Origin of the sequence: Fusibacter ferrireducens, from assembly GCF_015352425.1 — a bacterium.
In the GTDB taxonomy this organism is placed as follows: Bacteria; Bacillota; Clostridia; order Peptostreptococcales; family Acidaminobacteraceae; genus Fusibacter_A; species Fusibacter_A ferrireducens.
Window position 1 is genome coordinate 1 of the sequence record NZ_JADKNH010000021.1, and the last position, 19,371, is coordinate 19,371.

General features: G+C 36.9%; 20 protein-coding genes. 2 read left to right on the forward strand and 18 right to left on the reverse strand.

Annotation, left to right across the window (positions count from 1 at the left end; translation table 11 throughout):
- Positions 1-709: 709 nt before the first annotated feature.
- The 4 genes from ISU02_RS22110 to ISU02_RS22125 are packed head-to-tail and all read right to left on the reverse strand — an operon-like array spanning position 710 to position 4,648.
- Positions 710-1,624 carry a dihydroorotate dehydrogenase gene (locus ISU02_RS22110; RefSeq protein ID WP_194704038.1) on the reverse strand — a complete coding sequence of 305 codons (915 nt, stop codon included), beginning with the start codon at positions 1,622-1,624 and terminating at the stop codon, positions 710-712.
- Positions 1,617-2,393, reverse strand: a complete 777-nt coding sequence (locus ISU02_RS22115) for a dihydroorotate dehydrogenase electron transfer subunit (RefSeq protein ID WP_194704039.1) — start codon at positions 2,391-2,393, stop codon at positions 1,617-1,619. The genes ISU02_RS22110 and ISU02_RS22115 overlap by 8 nt, the downstream gene beginning before the upstream one ends.
- A gap of 58 nt (positions 2,394-2,451) precedes the next feature.
- A complete protein-coding gene (pyrF, locus tag ISU02_RS22120; protein WP_194704040.1) occupies positions 2,452-3,381 on the reverse strand; it encodes an orotidine-5'-phosphate decarboxylase in 930 nt (309 codons plus the stop codon).
- Positions 3,382-3,397: 16 nt separating this feature from the next.
- On the reverse strand, positions 3,398-4,648 hold the full coding sequence (locus tag ISU02_RS22125) for a dihydroorotase (protein ID WP_194704041.1): 1,251 nt from the start codon (positions 4,646-4,648) through the stop codon (positions 3,398-3,400).
- 418 nt (positions 4,649-5,066) lie between these two features.
- On the opposite strand from ISU02_RS22125, the gene pyrB reads away from it, so the two are divergent.
- Together pyrB and ISU02_RS22135 are read left to right on the forward strand one after the other, a co-directional pair.
- On the forward strand, positions 5,067-5,996 hold the full coding sequence (gene pyrB, locus ISU02_RS22130) for an aspartate carbamoyltransferase (RefSeq protein WP_194704042.1): 930 nt from the start codon (positions 5,067-5,069) through the stop codon (positions 5,994-5,996).
- A complete protein-coding gene (locus ISU02_RS22135; protein ID WP_194704043.1) occupies positions 5,983-6,411 on the forward strand; it encodes an aspartate carbamoyltransferase regulatory subunit in 429 nt (142 codons plus the stop codon). The genes pyrB and ISU02_RS22135 overlap by 14 nt, the downstream gene beginning before the upstream one ends.
- 149 nt (positions 6,412-6,560) lie before the next feature.
- Here ISU02_RS22135 and ISU02_RS22140 read toward each other — a convergent pair whose 3' ends face one another.
- The 14 genes from ISU02_RS22140 to ISU02_RS22205 form a co-directional block, all read right to left on the reverse strand.
- Entirely contained in the window at positions 6,561-7,940 is a 1,380-nt protein-coding gene (locus tag ISU02_RS22140; protein ID WP_194704044.1) for a sodium-dependent transporter, read from the reverse strand.
- A 308-nt stretch (positions 7,941-8,248) separates the two neighbouring features.
- Positions 8,249-9,931 carry an NAD(P)/FAD-dependent oxidoreductase gene (locus ISU02_RS22145; protein ID WP_194704045.1) on the reverse strand — a complete coding sequence of 561 codons (1,683 nt, stop codon included), beginning with the start codon at positions 9,929-9,931 and terminating at the stop codon, positions 8,249-8,251.
- Positions 9,932-9,956: 25 nt separating this feature from the next.
- Complete coding sequence (locus tag ISU02_RS22150; RefSeq protein WP_194704046.1) at positions 9,957-10,178, reverse strand: hypothetical protein; 222 nt, start codon at positions 10,176-10,178, stop codon at positions 9,957-9,959.
- An 8-nt stretch (positions 10,179-10,186) separates the two neighbouring features.
- Complete coding sequence (locus ISU02_RS22155) at positions 10,187-11,956, reverse strand: glycosyl hydrolase family 18 protein (protein WP_194704047.1); 1,770 nt, start codon at positions 11,954-11,956, stop codon at positions 10,187-10,189.
- A 362-nt stretch (positions 11,957-12,318) separates the two neighbouring features.
- Complete coding sequence (locus ISU02_RS22160; protein WP_194704048.1) at positions 12,319-12,999, reverse strand: DUF1129 domain-containing protein; 681 nt, start codon at positions 12,997-12,999, stop codon at positions 12,319-12,321.
- A complete protein-coding gene (locus tag ISU02_RS22165; protein WP_194704107.1) occupies positions 12,996-13,322 on the reverse strand; it encodes a PadR family transcriptional regulator in 327 nt (108 codons plus the stop codon). The genes ISU02_RS22160 and ISU02_RS22165 overlap by 4 nt, the downstream gene beginning before the upstream one ends.
- Before the next feature lie 218 nt (positions 13,323-13,540).
- Positions 13,541-13,984, reverse strand: a complete 444-nt coding sequence (locus ISU02_RS22170) for a DUF2889 domain-containing protein (RefSeq protein WP_194704049.1) — start codon at positions 13,982-13,984, stop codon at positions 13,541-13,543.
- Positions 13,985-14,102: 118 nt separating this feature from the next.
- A complete protein-coding gene (locus ISU02_RS22175) occupies positions 14,103-14,636 on the reverse strand; it encodes a PadR family transcriptional regulator (RefSeq protein WP_194704050.1) in 534 nt (177 codons plus the stop codon).
- 190 nt (positions 14,637-14,826) lie between these two features.
- Positions 14,827-15,222: a 30S ribosomal protein S9 gene (rpsI, locus tag ISU02_RS22180; RefSeq protein WP_194704051.1), complete on the reverse strand. Its 396-nt coding sequence runs from the start codon at positions 15,220-15,222 to the stop codon at positions 14,827-14,829.
- Positions 15,223-15,233: 11 nt separating this feature from the next.
- On the reverse strand, positions 15,234-15,668 hold the full coding sequence (gene rplM, locus ISU02_RS22185) for a 50S ribosomal protein L13 (protein ID WP_194704052.1): 435 nt from the start codon (positions 15,666-15,668) through the stop codon (positions 15,234-15,236).
- 165 nt (positions 15,669-15,833) lie between these two features.
- Positions 15,834-16,577: a tRNA pseudouridine(38-40) synthase TruA gene (truA, locus tag ISU02_RS22190; protein ID WP_228727923.1), complete on the reverse strand. Its 744-nt coding sequence runs from the start codon at positions 16,575-16,577 to the stop codon at positions 15,834-15,836.
- Between the two features lie 20 nt (positions 16,578-16,597).
- Positions 16,598-17,386, reverse strand: a complete 789-nt coding sequence (locus ISU02_RS22195) for an energy-coupling factor transporter transmembrane component T family protein (protein ID WP_194704054.1) — start codon at positions 17,384-17,386, stop codon at positions 16,598-16,600.
- Positions 17,380-18,342, reverse strand: a complete 963-nt coding sequence (locus ISU02_RS22200) for an energy-coupling factor transporter ATPase (protein ID WP_194704055.1) — start codon at positions 18,340-18,342, stop codon at positions 17,380-17,382. The genes ISU02_RS22195 and ISU02_RS22200 overlap by 7 nt, the downstream gene beginning before the upstream one ends.
- Positions 18,327-19,157, reverse strand: coding sequence for an energy-coupling factor transporter ATPase (locus ISU02_RS22205; protein WP_323985067.1), 831 nt, complete (start codon positions 19,155-19,157; stop codon positions 18,327-18,329). The genes ISU02_RS22200 and ISU02_RS22205 overlap by 16 nt, the downstream gene beginning before the upstream one ends.
- Between the last annotated feature and the right edge of the window lie 214 nt (positions 19,158-19,371).

The following is a 19,371-nucleotide window of genomic DNA, read 5'->3' on the forward strand; positions in this document are numbered from 1 at the left end:
TCTTTAGAAAACGTAGGAAGGAATCTTAAACTATCGCTCCTGTTTTCTCATAAATGAGCTAACTTCCATTTTCGATCCGAAGATCTATTTGGCTTTGTTTCCGTTTTCGTCTTTCGACTTTTATCACTTGTTTCTGTTAAGCAACTTCCTCCATCAAGATGGCTTCCGTAAGCTCAAAGAATTGCGTGTTTTAATTCATTTGCGCTATTCAATTTTCAAGGTCCTGTGTTGTCATCGCTTGACTGTGAAGTGTTGCGGCGACTCATTTATAATATCATCAATGTTTCACATTGTCAACATCATTTTTAAATTTTTTCAAACTTCTTTCAAACAAAAATTTTACATTCAACAACACTCTGTCAACAGTAAAATTTAATTTTTGTGCGGTCATCGCTGACTGCTTAGTTATAATAACATCATTCATTTTCACCGTCAACCCTTTTTATAAAAGAAATATAATTCTGATAATTCCAATTTCTTATTCCATTCTATTTCGAATGTCCTTTGTATTTTGTCTTCATTATATGCAGTTTATATCTGTCGATCTATGTTCAAACAAACGAGTGTCTATTGATAATAAATGGACACCTCTTTTTTATAAGGCATATCCTCTGTAACACAAAAGTTGATTTGAAATGTTCACAAAATACTTTGTTTGCATTATCAAATCAACTTCTGATATAGTCCCATCTTATAACTTCATCTGCTGTTAAACGTTCAAGTCTCTAACCAATTCATTAATTGAATTGTATTTATGCTCTGCAAGATACACTTCAATACCTTCCAGCACTTGCTTTGTAATTTTAGGGTTTACAAAATTCGCTGTCCCAATGGCAATTGCATTTGCACCTGCTAAAAAGAACTCAATAGCATCCATGCTATTGGAAATGCCTCCCATTCCTAAAATAGGTATTTTGACAGCATCATAGACATCATAGACCATTCTTACCGCCACTGGCTTAATAGCAGGTCCAGACAAACCACCACTGCCTCGCATTAAGACTGGTTTTCTTTTATTAATATCAATGACCATTCCTGAAAGTGTATTAATGAGTGATATGCAATCCGCGCCTTCTTGTTCAGCGATCATGGCGATCTCTTTGATATTCGTGACGTTTGGTGACAATTTTACAATAAGGTGTTTTCGAGATGCTTTTCTTACCTTACTCACAACTTCTTTAACAACGGAAGGGTTCGTTCCAAAGGCCAAGCCGCCATTTTTTACATTCGGGCACGATATGTTGAGTTCAAGCGAATCCACATCTTCATAGGATAAAATCTCTGCCATTTTGCAGTATTCTTCTATGTTATTCCCATTGATGTTTGCTATAATTTTGGTATCAAATTGACGTAAAAAAGGAATTTCCTCTTTAATAAATACTTCCACGCCTGGATTTTGAAGTCCCACGCTGTTGATCATTCCCATTGGGGTTTCAGCAATTCGAATACCTTCATTTCCCTGTCGAGGCTCAAGTGTGAGTCCTTTAACTGAGATGGCGCCTATGTCATTTAAATCGACATAGTTAGCGTACTCTCTTCCAAATCCAAATGTTCCCGATGCCACTGTTATAGGATTCTTTAATTTGAGACCGTTGAGGTCTACACTCATATTTACACTACTCATCAAAGATCACCTCATCTCCAAAAAACATCGGTCCTTCTAAACACATTCTTGAATGTTTATATCCAAAATCACCAGACTTGGTCTTGCAGGTACAAACCAAACATGCCCCTATGCCACATGCCATCTTTTCTTCCATGAGCAATTGAACAGGTGCATTAAATTGAGCGCATATTTTCTGCACACTTTTGAGCATAATCGAAGGCCCACAAGCATAAATCATATCAAATTGCTCATTTTGATTTTTCAAAGTCTCTTCGAGCGGTAGAGTGATATACCCTTGCCTATAGTCTGCATCATTTTCTGACACGATGATCACTTCATTTGAAAAGGCTTTAAAGGCCTCTAACATATACGGTTTATCTCTAAATCCAAGTAATGTTTTTATTTCAACGCCATCTTTATCAAAGAACCCACCGAGTCCCTTTATTGGAGCAATCCCAATGCCGCCTCCAACTAATAGTACTTTTTTGTGGCTTGCGGTATCAAAACCATTTCCCAGCGGCCCCATGATGTCCACTTCATCTTGTGTTTTTAATAAGCTGAGTTCTTCAGTACCTTTGCCTAAAATTTTAATTGTGAACTCCAATGTCTCTTCGCCAATAGCACTTACGGATATGGGACGCCTTAATAGCATCCTTTCAACATTAAAGTTAAAAAATTGTCCTGGTTTTACTGCATCCATTTGCTTTGGTTTCTCAATTACGATTTTGAATACATCATCTGACAAAAATTCCTTTTGGATGATTTTTACTAACCCTTGAAATTTCATTCAATTTCTCCTATTCCTAATTTTTCAGTTCTCTTGGATGACTTATTAAAATATTTTTTTACCAGTATTTCTTTTGATCCTGTTCAAGCGCTTGATTAATATCATTTTTCATCTTAATTACGGCTTCACGTGCTGCTGATTTATAGTCTAAATTTGATTTTTGGTAGGCAAATATGATGCCTCTTGAATTATTCACAATGGCACCTAAGCCATCTTCATTAAAAGCACCTAACACATCCTGAGCGCCACCGCCTTGAGCACCATATCCTGGGACTAAAAAGATCGCCTTTGGCATTTTTTTTCTGAGTGCTACAAGTTCTTCTGGGTAAGTCGCGCCCACCACTGCACCTATAGGTGAATAACCTGTTTCGCCGCATATTTCTTGATTCCACTGACACACGATATCTGCCACTTTTTCATAAATGGTTTCATCTCCTGATTTTAGATCTTGCAACTGACCAGAAGTTTTGTTAGAAGTCTTAACCAATACGAACATCCCTTTTTCATACGTTTTGATATCATCCATAAATTCAGCCATACAATCATTTCCCAAATAAGGGTTTATCGTCGCAAAATCCGCTTCAAAGGCACTAATCATTTCGCCATTGATTTCAACCTTACCCAAGTGTGCATTGGAATACGCCTTTGAGGTTGAACCAATATCGCCTCTTTTCACGTCAGCAACAACAATCAATCCTTTAGATTTTGCATAATCACAAGCATCTTTATAAGCAATCATGCCTTCAATACCATATTGTTCATAAAATGCAACTTGCGGTTTTACTGCTGGTACAAGATCAAAAATGGCATCAATTATGCCTCGATTAAATTCAATAAGTGCATTCGATACGGCCTTTAGTGTACTGCCATCATTTTCAAGATGCTTTGTTCTAATGTCCGCTGGCAAACTTTCAAACCGAGGATCTAATCCTACTACAATTGGACTTTTCTTCTCTATTATACTTTTAATTAATTTATCACTTAACATATCAAAATTCTCCCTTTTATATTTTTGAGTAAACCGTTTTGCCTTGGTAGATTGTCTTGATTACTTCGCCTTTTACTTTGAAGCCCTTAAAAGGCGTATTTTTTCCCTTTGATAAGAATGTTGAAGGTTCTATGACACTTTCAGCTTCAAGATCTATTAATGTTAAATTGGCCTTGTAGCCGTATTCAATACTGCCCACATTTTTCAGTCTTCCAATTTCCGCAGGTTTAATTGTCATCATAGAGACAACTTGATCCAAACTGATCTTCTCTTTTAAAACCAATTCTGTATAGGCAATTTGAAATGCTGTTTCAATCCCACTTATGCCATAACTTGCATTGCCATACGTGGTTTCTTTAGAAGCCGTTTCATGCGGCGCATGATCTGTGGCAATAATATCAACAAGGCCACTTCTAATCCCCTCAATTACTGCACGTTGTTCCTCTACGCCTCTAATAGGAGGATTGACTTTTGAATAAGGGTCTTTTCCATCTATAAGCGATGTATTCAGCGCAAAATGATGAGGCGCTGCCTCGCAAGTTACGTTCAGGCCATCTTGCTTAGCTGCTTTTATTGCTTTAAGCGCTTCACTGCCACTTACATGCGCAACGTGCAAAATACCATTTTTTTCTTTACAAAGTGCAACATCCCTTTGGACAACTTTGTATTCTGCTTCAATTGGATACACTTCTTCCTTATATTGCGATGTTATTACGTGATCTTCTGAATGCGTGATTACCGGGATATCTAATTTACGGGCATTCTCAAACGCCACACGCATAAAGTCATCATTCATTGTCGTTTTGCCATCATCGGATATGGCCATAGCACCAGCTTTGATCAAAGCTTCATGGTCTGTAAGTACTTCCCCTTGAATATTCTCTGTAATTGCACCTATTGGCAACACACTGATAACAGCTGTCTCTTCAATACGCTTAATCAGATTTGCAATAGTTTCTACACTGTCCAAAGCAGGTTTGGTATTTGGCATGCATGCCACTGTTGTGAAACCACCCTTTGCAGCTGCCAGAGTACCCGTTTCAATCGTTTCTTTAAATTCAAATCCAGGCTCTCTCAAATGCACATGCAGATCTATAAAGCCAGGTGTAACGATTAAACCAGATGCATTCATAATTTCAACATCATCTTCCAAATGGATACAAGCTTCAATTCTACTAATTATCCCACCCTCAATGAGAATATCCCGTTTATCGTGCAAATTGGTTTTTGGGTTGATAACCATCCCATTTTTTATGAGTATTTTCACGTAAAACCTCCTTAATAATTGATTCAAATAATCGACCGAGTCTATCTCAATTTGGGCACAAAAAATCCCTTCTGCACCTGCAAAAGGGTATACTGACACCATAAATTCCATATAGTCGACCTTGCAGGTATCTCGTACCTGATTAAAGGTTATTAATTTTCTTAAATCTATCACACCTTCTTTGTGCTGTCAATAGTATTCAATTTTTAATAAAAAGTAATTGTTTTAGACGTTGACGTTTTGAATCCGATTGTGATATGATTGTCTAAGAAAATTGAATAGCCCTTTAATTTGACCCGAGAGGTTGAAAAGGAATAAGTATCCATGTTTTTACAAGCATTTTATACCTTCGCGTCTCGCGAAGGTTTTTTTAGTTCCATACTTTAATCAGATTCTGTGAAATCAAAAGGAGGATAACATGAGACATTTAATAGAACCAGAAGATCTCACTCTAGAGGAAATAAGCGATTTAGTTGATATTGGTCTCGATATGTACGAGAATCCAAGAGTTTACAACAAAGCTTGTGATGGCAAGATTTTAGCTTCACTCTTCTTTGAACCTAGCACCAGAACGAAATTCAGTTTTGATAGCGCTATGATGAGACTTGGAGGTAATGTGATTGGCTTTGCCGATGCCAATACCAGTTCAGCTCAGAAAGGTGAAAGTCTTGCCGATACAATACGCGTTATGGGATACTATTCAGATATTATCGTCATGAGGCATCCAAAAGAAGGTGCTCCTAAACTTGCTTCTCAATATTCAAGTGTGCCTATCATAAATGGTGGTGACGGTGGTCATCAGCATCCTACCCAAACACTTACTGATCTCATCACTATAAAAAAGTATAAAGGTCATATTGACGGACACAGTGTTGCATTCTGTGGTGATCTAAAATATGGACGTACTGTACATTCCCTCATTAAAACCCTTGCACGCTTCGGCAATAAAAAATTCTACTTGATTTCTCCCGAAGAATTAAAATTACCCTCTTCTTTAAAAAGGCAACTTATTGAAAAATATGATGTTGAGCTCATTGAAGTGAACTATATGGAAGACGTTATTGATGTCGTCGATATTTTCTATATGACTCGAATTCAAAAAGAGAGATTCTTCAATGAAGAAGATTATTTGAAACTTAAAAATTCATATAAATTGACTAAAGACAAACTTAAAAATGCCAAAGAAGACATGATTGTAATGCATCCACTCCCTCGTGTAAATGAAATTGCATATGATGTGGATACAGATAAACGAGCAGTCTACTTTGAGCAAACTGAATTAGGCGTTTACGTTAGAATGGCATTAATCACTAAATTATTGGAGGTGGGTCCTTATGTTAGAGGTTAACGGAATTGAAAATGGTATCGTTATAGATCATATGCACGCAGGCAACGGTTTAAAAGTATTTAACAAGCTATTTGCCGACACAGAAAATCCAGTGGTTCTACTCATGAATGTTAAAAGTGGTGTTTTAGGACAAAAGGACATCATCAAAATTGAAAACACCTTTGAAGTTAATTTAGACCTTCTTGGGTTGATTGATCCCAACATTACTGTAAACGTTATCCAAAATGGCAAGTTAGTAGATAAGAAAAAAGTGGAAATCCCCAAAGTTATTAAAGGCGGCATTGCGTGCTCTAATCCTAGATGCATCACACATACAGATGACTATGCTATTCCTGAGTTTAAGCTCGTTGGCGTCAACGGTAGATTGAAATACGAATGTTCTTATTGTGAAGAGATTACAACTTACAAATTATAATGGGTTGGAGTGCCCAATCCATTAGTTGGACATCTCTCTACCGCACGATTTTATTTACGGAAAGTACGCGATACAGCAATTGATTGAATTGAATGCAAGATAAAAGAGATGGTCATCCGACCATCTCTTTTTTACTGTTATTATATACTTTAGAACCAACCAAAGATCAAATTTAATAGTGTGAACAAAATCAATAATGGCGCTACAAACTTAGTTAGGAATTCAAAAATACCTGTCCAAGAGTGCGTTAACTCGCCACCATTTGTAATTTCATCATCCAGATCAGCCTTAGTCATAATCCAACCCACAAAGATTGAAATAAAGAATCCGCCGATTGGTAATAGTAAATCTGACATTTCAATCATCCAGTCAAAGAAACCGAACTGATTGACCACACCACCTTTAAGAAGCGGTAACACTAAATTGATCGTACCGTTTGTCAAAGATTCAAATGCGCCAAGTGCTGTAATGGCAACAGTCGCAATAATAGTTGCCTTTTTACGATTCCAGCCTTTATCTTCTACGAAGTACGCAACGACAACTTCAAGAATTGATATCGAAGAAGTTAAAGCCGCCACAGATAGCAGTAGGAAGAATAAAATCGCAAAAATATAACCTCCTGGCATTTGATTGAATACATTTGGCAACGTAATAAATACAAGACCAGTACCAGCACCAGGTTCAATGCCAAAAGCAAATACTGCTGGGAAGATTGCAAGACCTGCTAAAAGCGCAATCGCTGTGTCAGCGATAGTTACTTGAAGTGCCGTGACACCTAGATTTTCTTTCTTGCCAATATAAGAACCATATGTGATCATGGTACCCATACCTAAAGAGAGCGAGAAGAAAGCATGTCCTAGTGCAGACATAACTGCTGAAGCAGTAAGCTTGCTGAAATCAGGTTGAAATAAGAATGCGATTCCCTCTCCAGAGCCTGGTAATGTAATCGCTCTGATGTCCAGAATTATTACAATAGCCAGAAGCAATGGCATCAAGATTTTTGAATACTTTTCAATCCCGTTCTTAACGCCTCCTAAAATAACGCCAGCTGTTAAAGCCATAAAGACTACTTGGAATATAATCGGTTTCAAAGGATTCGTGACCAGACCGCCAAACATACCTTTTAACGCCTCAGGATCTTGTCCTGCAAAAGAGTTTGTAATTGCTGAAAATACATAACTCAAAGTCCATCCTGCAACAACGCCATAATAAGAAAGAATTACAAATGCAGTTATAAATCCTAACCATCCTGTTAAAAACCACGGTGTGTTTGGTTTCAATTTCTTAAAAGAAGAAATTGCATTCGCCTGCGATCTACGTCCAATCGTAAACTCTTGGAGCATAACCGGCAAGCCAATTAGTGCGATACAAAATAAATAAACTAAAATAAATGCTGCCCCACCATAACGTCCCGTAATGTATGGGAATTTCCATATGTTGCCTAGGCCAATCGCCGAACCTGCTGCTGCAGCGATAATGCCCAACTTAGATGAAAAGCCATCTCTTTGTTGAAGATTTTTGTTTTCCATAAATCCCCCTCCTGATATAATGTTTAACGATGTTTAAAGACTCCATCCCCTATTCGAGTCACAATATCTCGTAGCATTTTCTCTCCCCAAGCTTTAGATATCATGTATCCGATTAGAGCACAGATCTTTCTAATTATTAATAAATTGTAACGAATTTTAAATTTCTCTCAATACAGAGCATCATTTTTATATTGAAAGCGTCATTTTTCTTTACAATTTATTAACATATTAAAATATTATCACAGTCGTTAAAATTAATCAACAAGCTGTCTGACTATTCGTTTATATTCAATTTTATTCAAATTTATTCACGATTGCTTACTTATCATTATCTTTTCTGCCACTTTTATGCCATCGACACACGAACTTGTAATGCCGCCAGCATATCCTGCGCCCTCACCACATGGATACAATCCATTTATATTAACAGACTGTAAAGAAACACTATTCCTCAAAACTCTAACAGGCGATGAACTTCTAGATTCAACAGCAGTCAAAATAGCCCTCGGGTCATTAAAGCCTTTTATTTTATTGCCAAAACTCAAGATTGCATCTTTCAAAGCTTCTGTAATATAGGTAGGAAAGATTTCATCAAAATTACTCATCTGCGTTCCGGGTTGATATGTCGCGCTCATATGATCAAATGCTTCTTCATAAGAGACCCCTAATGCACTGTAATACTTCCGGTTCTGTTGAATAAAATCCGTCTCACTTTGCCTTTCGCCAAGAAATGCACCTACAGTCATTACCGGAGCATTGTAATTCATACCACCGCACTTAAAAGCCCTTGCCTCCAACGCTCTCTGCCACTCTATGCCTTTTAGAACATCAGAGTATTGATCCGGATCAGCACCATAGTCCACAGGATCAATATTCACGAGCAAGGCACTATTGGCGTTGTATTCCGATCTAGAAAATTCGCTCATCCCGTTAACCACCAGACCATTCTCCTCTGATGCGGAGCCCACTACAGTTCCTCCAGGACACATACAAAACGAGTATACATTTCTACCATTACTACTCTTATGAGTCAGTTTATAATCTGCTGAACCCAATCTTTTGTTAGTGTGTGCCGTCCCATACTGTGAAGCATTGATCAAGATCTGTGGATGCTCAATTCTAACGCCCACTGCAAAAGGTTTCGCCTCCATTTGCACATTCATATCGCTTAAATGTTTGAAAAACGCCCTTGCGCTATGACCAATTGCAAGCACAACATGTTCCGTTTCAATGGTTCTATCCGTTGCCAACTTCAAATTACGAACAACAACACCTTTTATATCTTGTGCCTCTAAAATAAGCTTTTCTGCTAAGTGACTGAAAAGTATTTCTCCACCCAACTTCAAGATTTCTTCACGTATATTTTTGACAACATTCTTCAAGTGATCAGTTCCAATATGTGGTTTGTTTTTATAGCGAATCTCATCAGGGGCTCCAGCTTCAATTAATGTATCTATAACAAACTCTATGCGATTGTCTTTAATTCTCGTTGTCAGTTTCCCATCTGAAAAAGTACCGGCGCCACCTTCTCCAAACTGTACATTCGAAAAGGGATTAAGAGTGCCATTATTCCAAAATGCATTTACACTTTTGGTTCTTGCTTCTACAGCTTCTCCCTGTTCAATGACAATTGGTTTCAAACCCGCCCTTGATAATACCAATGCTGCAAAAATACCAGCCGGACCAAATCCAATCACAACTGGTCTTGAGGTTTGAGGCAATTCATTCAACCGAACGGCTTCATATGCCGGTTTGTAATTCTCTGGCGCTTTTGTATACCCTTTTTCTATCAGTCTTTTTTCTACGGTCGTTTCTACATCAATCGTATACGAAAATATAATTTCTTTTCTTGCGTCAATGGATTCTCTGATGACTTTAAAATCCACCAGTTCATTGGGTTTAAGTTTCAATTTATGTTCAATTTTTTTGATAATATTTGCATCATCAAACGCTTCATCTAATCTAAACTTGACTTCATTAACTCTTATCATATTATCAACCTCTTATCAACCTCGTTTATTCATGAGTCTCATTTTCATACAACTGTTCCTTTAAATCAACCATTCCGAGTGCTTTAGCACGTTCGACGATCTCAGCGTCTGAAAGACGCATATGTGTTTGCCTGCTATTTTCATAACTGCCTAAGACCCCATAGCATATCAATGAAATACCGATCATCAAAGCGATCCAATACTTAAAGAGTCTATTCAAATTTACAACAAGTCCTATTCGTTCCATATGGCCTCCTAATCTTGAATTTCATTGAGAAGAGCATCATAAACATACGGCACCTCAAACCCTCTTCTCCAACACGCTATCCCTTTTAAAGCCATCTTTTTCGCTAAAGATGCTTTTTTAGATAGCGTCACTTCATTTTCTACCCATATCTTATGAATACTGTTTTCTTCAATATAAGACACATAGAATAAACCCTCTTGTTCATTCCATATTGGCTCTAATGCCTTTTCTTCTATTAGGGCATTTTGTGCAATCATACTAATGGCTTCAGATGAAACATTGACCTTATTGGCCTCATCATTTGACAAGCTCTCGGTCCAAATTCTCGTGTAAAACGGCAATCCCATAACAACTTTACGGTTTGGCACTATTTCTATAATTTTTTTCATACTATCTTCTACCCAATCATAAGAAGATACAGGACCACTTATCGGACTTGAAGCCCAATGTTCATCATATGTCATAATGACCAAATAATCAACAATTTTTCCAAGCATGCGCCTATCAAAACATTTTGACCAGTTATCACTTCCATTCATAACCGTTACATCCATAGATAAAACGATTCCAAATGCATTACATTGCCAAGCGAGTTCATTCACGAAATGAGATAGTATGGCCTTATCTGCTAAATAGATATTCTCAAAATCAAGGTTAATCCCATCTATATTGTATTTTAGGCACAAGTTTACAAGTTGTTCGATAAAACGTTTTTTACCTGAATATGACGTCAAAAGCTCATGCGTTAAATCTGGATCGAACGCATTTGTTGCCAATATCCAAGTATTTAAATTATTGCGCTTACTCCAATCGAGATAATCTGTCGATATTTTTTCAGTTATATCACCTTGAGCCGTCTTAAGCTCTATCCATGTTGGTGAAACAACATTTACGCCATTCATCTTTGGAATATTAGCTGTATTAGGATTTTTTGAATACACGGCTTCCCACACTAAAAAAATAGGGCCTTCTATCAACTGCTTGTCGAGATAAAAATCTTCCGTTTTATACTTATAAGTATTTACATCCACTGAATCCGTCAACTGGTTTCTGAGTCCGTAACCGATTGTCCTACCATTATATATAATTGATATCTCTGAATTGATATCATATGATACAATTTGATCTTTAGGCCCAATCCGATCTACAACGACAAGGGGCTTTCTTATATCTCCTATTGTCGGGTACGGTTTGAACAATTGAGATTTTTTTAACTTGTCAGCACTTTCAAAGATGTAAGACTTATTTTTAACTTGTTTCACTTGATATTGAATGGCGTCGAAAGTGACCACATGAGTTTGCTGATCTTCACTGGCGGTTATGTGAATCCCAATTTGATCAAATCCATCCAATGTATTTAAGGCATCTGCAGCAATATATATTTCATCTTTTATACCCTTTATCTCTATCTTTTCCGATCTATTTTCACCATTTAAGGTGACTGTACCATTGGCGTTCACAACTAAAAGATGTCCATTCCAAATCAGAGATAAAACACCTTCTGATGCATCATATTGATAAGTCGCATCGACTTCTTTTAACCACTCCAAATTGATAAACTTTGGTGAACTCACAAGGAATGGTGCTGTATCCGTATAAATTTGGTCCACCCCTAAAAAATAAACTGCAGGTGCGTTGCTTTCTATTTCTACCTTTTGAAAATGATCACTTAGCCAATGTCTAAATTGAATATTCTTTTCAATACTAAAGGTTATGTATACCATAAACAAAAGTGATATTGCAAAGATAATTGCAAGTACGTTGAATACTTTTTTCATAATTCAGTCTCCTCTCTTCTTTTCCAGTTTATCCACAATATATTGACACAATCCCTTTTTAGAACATTGAATTCTGGGGATAATTAAGCCGTGCTTTTCGGTTCTCTGTCTATTCTATAAGTTTTATCCACAATATCCACATTTAATCCCCAACTTTCAATCCTTTCTCTCGTTTTATGTCCACTATTCATCCACAATAATTTTTCAAGTTTTCCTCAGCCTCTACCAGTTATCAAGTATTTTTTTAAAGTTATCCAGTCGTTATCCACAGTTCTATTATAGCATAGGATTAAAAAAGCAAACCCTTCTATGCATTTTAGAAAGACGACTCATATGAAAAAAGCTTCTTATCACATTTTGTTTTAAATTTCACTCTTTTTAAAATTGCGAATTTGAATTCTCGTTCTCAACGTCCTGACTGCGAACAGTGCAGCGCTCATCAATAATGCCCATGACTCTAATTTAACCATATCCATACTTAAAATATGATCATGTGTCATATTTTGTCTTAAATAGTAGGAAACCACTACGCTTACTATGACATATGATAGTAAATAGAGCACGATGTAGATCACCATACTTTTTTTGTTAAAGGCATATTTATGGCTGGCAAAAGAACCTATGCCACCGCCAAAAGCACCTGCTAATAACAAGCTAAAACTTCTAGGGGTGACATAATATATCCCCCTTTCTACATAATGATCTATTGAAGGCGTCAAATGTCCAAAAAAATAAATCAAAGGTACGATAATTGAGACCGACATACCAATGATAAATAGAATCTCTACGATCATATCGATCGGTTTCTTTCTGGGACAATTTTCAATTAAGTCATCGCTAAACGCCTTATAATCACTGCCGATTACTGCCTCAGGATCTTCCCCACGCTTCTGATTCTCCAAAAGCATTCCTGCTAAGTCCAATCTTATTTCTTTCCAAACAATTGTATTTACACCGTTGGCATAGATGTAATTAACAACTTTTCCTAAGATGTTTTTGTTTTCTCTATTGAGTTGTCTTCTAATGCGACTTATTTCCCTCATCTATTTCCTCCTCTCAAAGCATCTACACTATTTCTTAATTGTTCCCATTCTGCAAGAAAAGACGCTCTTTCCTTTTCACCTTTTTCACTTAAAGTATAGTACTTTCTCTTTGGCCCTAAGGGGGAACATTTCAATTCCGATAATAGAATTTCCTGTTTCTCCAATCTAATAAGCAAAGGATATATAGTGCCCTCCGTAATTTCTGAAAATCCATATTTTTTCAAAATCTCCAGTATGCCATATCCATATGTATTCTGATTATGGATAATTTCAAGTATACATCCTTCTAAAATGCCTTTTAGCATTTGTGTTTTATCCAAAATACGCTACACCTCCACTTATTAGAATACATAACTTTTACTACATTGTAATACAAGGTAGATGCTGCGTCAAGTTAACTTATTTTTACAATTTAGAAGGACTGAAATATATAGAAAAAGAGGTGCAAACTAAATCAGATTCTTTTTAAATCTGTTCTTTGAGCGCTCCTCTTTTTTAATTACCACTATCGCATTACAATCATCATTGATGTGATATTACCCTACCCCAGCATGGTGTGGGCAATGCAGTCATTTTTGAGATCTGTCCGAACCATATTCTCCCACTGTTCATATGATATCTTCCCGGTTTTTATCATGTGAGGATAATAATAATATATAATTCCAGGAATAGATATATTCAACAGTGACATAATATTAGGACAACCTTTGGCACCCATAAATAGGGTCATCATTTGTCTTGAGAAATTGGAGTCAATTTTTGTTCCAATCATTTTTGAAGCAAGTCTTTCCACCATTCTACAGTGCTCTAAAGGATATCTTTTAAATGTAATTTCAGCATCAGTTAACGTCATTGCTCGCATATCTACTTCCACTTGAACTTCAATCTCATGATCATCATCTGCTAACTGCGTCTTTACCAGCCATTTTTCATGCTCCTTTTCATAATAATCCACCTTAAAATTTCTACTCGTTACTTTCTCCATACTTTTATGCTCCTCTCTACATATCCCATATAGGGGATCTACTATTGCTCGAATATTTGGCTAATGTTCTAGCTTCAGAGTATACTCAGTACTGAGTATACTCTGAAAATTAAAGGGATTATATTTTTAATCCCTTTAAAACTGAGTTAAGCCATGAATATTCTGCTTCAAGATGACAAATATGGTGATCAAAGATCAGCTCTGCGCATTTTTGCCCCTGATCATCGATATGTGCCATCGAAGTTATTTTATGGTTTTTTATCTGCTCAATTTTGATACCTAAATCATTTTTCTTCTTTTCGAGCTTACTGAACAGTACACTCTGATCTGCCTGATCACTGTAAAACAATACACCATCTATTGCAAATTCTGGAGAATATTCTTCCTCTAGCATTTGATTATAGAGTACATCATAATAATTAATGCCTTTTTCAGTAATTGTATAAATAAACTTCTCTGGCCTGTTGCCCTCTTTGTCCATTGACCTACTGATATACGCCTGCTCATCTAACTTCTGTAAGTGGTAATAGAGCGTAGGCAGCTTAATCTTTGCAAAATCTGAGATGCGTTCTTCTATCAACTGCATTAATTTATAACCATGCTGTGGACCATAACGCAATAATAGGCCCAATATATAAAATGGCACTTTCATCCTTAGATTCTATCTCCTCTCCAGTATACTCAGTGCTGAGTATATTTTATCGTACGACAATCCCTTTGTCAAATGTAGATTGATTTTTCCTCTATATTTTATGAAATAATGATCTATGAAATTTATGACGTATAAAAGCCTTGCAAATATAATTTCGCAAGGCTTTTGGTATACTTTGTATAATGAATCTCTATCTTTTCGAGAACTGAGGTGCTCTTCTCGCAGCTTTAAGACCATATTTCTTTCTTTCTTTCATTCTTGGATCTCTTGTTAAGAATCCAGCGGATTTCAAAGTAGATCTAAATTCTGGATCAACTTGTAATAATGCTCTTGAAAGACCATGTCTCACTGCACCAGCTTGTCCAGTAAAACCACCACCTTCAACACTAACAATAACATCATATTTTCCAGTTGTTTTTGTTAAGTCTAAAGGTCTTTGAACTTCTCTTCTCAATATTTCGTAATCAAAGTATTGATCAAGTGTTTGTCCGTTTACAATATATTTGCCTGTACCAGGTAATAATCTAACTCTAGCGATTGAAGTTTTTCTTCTACCTGTACCTCGATATTGAATCGTCTTAGTCATCAGCTACCCTCCTACAGATTTAATTCAAGTACTTCAGGTTTTTGAGCTTCATGTTTGTGCTCTGGGCCTGCATATACTTTTAATTTTGTGTACATTGCACTACCTAGTGAGTTATGTGGTAACATCCCTTTGATAGCTGCTTCAACAACTGTCTCTGGTTTATTTTGCAACATATCTCTGTATGTTCTTTCTTTCAAATGACCGATATATCCTGTATGCCATCTGAACATTTTTTGATCCAACTTCTTACCTGTTAATCTAACTTTCTCTGCATTGACTATTATTACAAAATCTCCTGTGTCAACATGAGGAGTATAAATTGGTTTATGTTTACCTCTTAGGATTTTAGCAACTTCAGATGCTAATCTTCCTAATGTTTTACCGTCAGCGTCAACTACATACCACTTTCTTTCGATTTCCAGTGGTTTTGCAACATAAGACTTCATCGAATGACCTCCTTGAATTTATTTCACCATTTATATCTTAAAACCCGGGGCAGGATTTTATCGATCGTATTTGAGTCTGTTACTTAGCAGACCACAACCTATTGTATAGCATCTCATCCGCACTGTCAATAGATTTTGCATTATTTATTATCTTTTTTATGCATATTAGAATATACGTTGACCGTAATCTACATTCATCAAATACAGTCCGCTTGCAGGGGCTGTATACTTTGCATTGGAGCGATCACCACTCCTGATTATTGCAGGCATTTCATCCGGTTTTATTTTATGATATCCAACTTGTATAAGGCTTCCCATGATGATTCGGATCATATTATAGAGAAACCCACTACCAGAAATGGTGAAAATATATTCATTTCTGTCCTTTTCAAGTGAGAAACGATTAATCGTCCTCACAGTATTTTTTATCTTGCTTCCAGATGCCATAAAAGTTTTAAAATCATGGGTGCCGATAAAAAAAGTCATGGCAACCTTTATGGCTTCAAAGTCAAGCGGCTTATCCAAATGGTGTACATAATTGGCTCTAAGGGGATTAGCTTCAGGACTTTGATCAATTATATACTGATAGGTTTTGCCAGTTGCATCATATCTTGCATGAAATGCATCTGGCACAGCCACGATCTTATCAATATGAATAGAAGATGGCAAAGCTCTGTTGAGTGCATACTTTAGTTGATCTCCTGCGATGTGCGTTTTCAGATTAAATGAGGCTGTCTGCCCCTTAATGCTGTGGACACCTGCATCAGTACGCCCTGCACCGTGGATGCAAATCGCTTCATTTAGCAATTTTTCCAAAGCACTTTCAATGGTTCCTTGAATACTCATGTCCTGAGATTGTCTTTGCCATCCTCTATATGCTGAACCATCATAGCTTATAACCATCAACATATTTTTCACTAAAATCTCCTTTATAAAACGATACAAAGTATCAGATACAAGACCATTACAATTAAACCTCTTAAATCATACTTTGTATATTTGAGCACTTTCATTCTTGTTCTACCTTCTCCGCCACGATAGCATCGAGCTTCCATGGCCATTGCAAGTTCATCAGCTCTTCTGAAGGCACTTATAAATAAAGGCACTAAAAGTGGAATTAAGGCCTTTGCCCGACTCGTCAAATTCCCACTTTCAAAATCTGCCCCTCTTGCCATTTGCGCTTTCATGATCTTATCGGTCTCTTCAAGCAGCGTTGGTATAAACCTCAGCGCAATTGTCATCATCATTGCGAGTTCATGAGCTGGCAATCCTATTTTTTTAAGAGGGTTAAGCAAATATTCAATACCATCTGTCAATTCTATTGGAGACGTTGTCAAGGTCAATAGAGATGTCCCTATAATTAGCAAAATGAGTCTCAGTGCCATAAAAAACGCCCGCTCAACACCTTCAAGTGAAATGCTTATAAACCCCCATTTGAAAAAGGGATCGCCTGGCGTTAAAAAGATATTGATCAAAAAAGCGAAAATAATGAGCATAAAAATCGGCTTTAGACCTCTCATCACAAAACCAATTGGTACTCTGGAGAGTATAATTGCCGCTGCTATAAAAGAGATCACCAACACATAAGCATATATATTCTGAATGACAAACAGAGAGACGAGATAAAGCGTTGATGCTATAATTTTAAATCTAGGGTCCATTTTATGAATGCTTGAGTCCACACTATAATATTGACCAATTGTAATGTCTCTTAACATGAAGCTTTTCCTCCTTTAGAATTTTGAGCTTTAGGATGAATAGCTGGAAGTTGTTTTTTAAGGGCTTCTACGGCCTCTTCTATCGTTATAATCTCATCACTTAAATGAAACCCTGCCTCATTGAGCGCCCTTGCTAGATATGAAATTTGAGGGACTGCAAGACCAATTTTTTCAAGCGTTTCAATCTCTTTAAAAACTTTATGCGGTGAATCATCAAAGACAACCTTACCCTTATTCATAACAATAAGTCGATTCGCAATTTTAGCCATATCTTCCATGCTATGCGATACGATGATGACTGTCATTTTATTCTTATCATGAAGCGCTTTGATCTGAGCTAAGATTTCATCTCTACCTCTAGGATCAAGCCCTGCTGTAGGCTCATCCAAAATGAGCACTTCTGGCCTCATCGCAAGCACACCTGCAATGGCAACACGCCTCTTCTGTCCACCACTGAGCTCAAAGGGAGATCGATCCTTGTAGGCATCATAATCTATGCCCACGAGCATCATGGCTTCCTTCACACGAGCCTTAACTTCACTTTCTCCAAGTCCCAGATTGGTGGGTCCAAAAGCAATATCCTTTTCAATCGTTTCCTCAAAAAGTTGATATTCAGGATATTGAAAGACAAGGCCAACTTTTTTCCTAACCTCTAACAATTTGCGCTTTCTCTCTTTAGCAAGCTTTCGCTGTTCGCTTTTCGATCTTTTCTTCGTTTTATCCAAATTTGAAAGACCCTCTGTTATATTGAGCCCGTTGACGAGAATAGTGCCTTTTGATGGTTTTAATAGGCCGTTTAATTGTTGAATCAAAGTAGATTTTCCTGAGCCCGTGTGGCCAATCAATCCGATGAATTCACCATGTTCTATTTCTAAATTTATATTTTCTATGGCCACAGTTTCATTAGGCGTACCATAATCATATATATGTGATAAATGCTTTATACTAATTGACATAATTCCTCCACCAACTCTTGCACAGTTAAACTTTCAGTGGATATATGATAACCGATTTGATTGAGTTCATAGGCAAGTTGTGTAATCTGAGGCACATCAAGGCCTATGCGTTTCAAATGCTCCACTTTTGAAAATACTTCTCTCGGAGTCCCCTGAAGCACAATTTGACCATCATCCATGACGATAATGCGATCCGCATTGACCGCCTCATCCATATAATGCGTTATATGAATAACCGTCATTTTTTCTTCTTTGTTGAGGTATTCAATCGTCTTGATAACCTCTTTTCTCCCTGCAGGATCAAGCATTGCCGTAGGTTCATCAAATATAATACATTTTGGTTTCATTGCCAATATGCCAGCAATGGCAACCCTTTGCTTTTGACCACCAGACAGATGATGTGGCGGCTTTCTCTTATAAGGCGTCATACTGACGATTTCAAGCGCCTCATCCACCCGTTTCCTAATTTCCGCAGGCTGTAAACCCATGTTTTCAGGGCCAAACGCCACATCTTCTTCCACTATGGTTGCCACAAGTTGGTTGTCTGGATTTTGAAAAACCATCCCCGCAGTCTTTCTGATCTCCCAAATGAGTTCTTCGTCAGAAGTATCCATTTTATCTATATATATTTTCCCACTTGTCGGTAAGAAAATCCCATTGAGCAATTTTGAAAGTGTTGATTTTCCTGAACCATTATGACCAATAATCACAACAAATTCACCATCTTTAACATGCAAATTTACATCTTTAAGTGCATATTTTTCTTCATCTTTTTCATCTTGATATCTAAAGTATAGATTTTCTGTTTTGATCACTTAGATCACCATCCCTTATTTCTCTATGTCAGTATACCGCTTAAATATAAACTTTTCTAGGTTTTTAATATGATATTTTTTTAAAACTACAAATTGATTAAAGTGCCAAAAGTATAAAGTTGAGCAATCGCCTGCCACATGCTGTCATTGACATAAAATGTGTGATACAGCAGAGGATGGATGACTCATGCGAAACTAACTTTTGACACTCTAA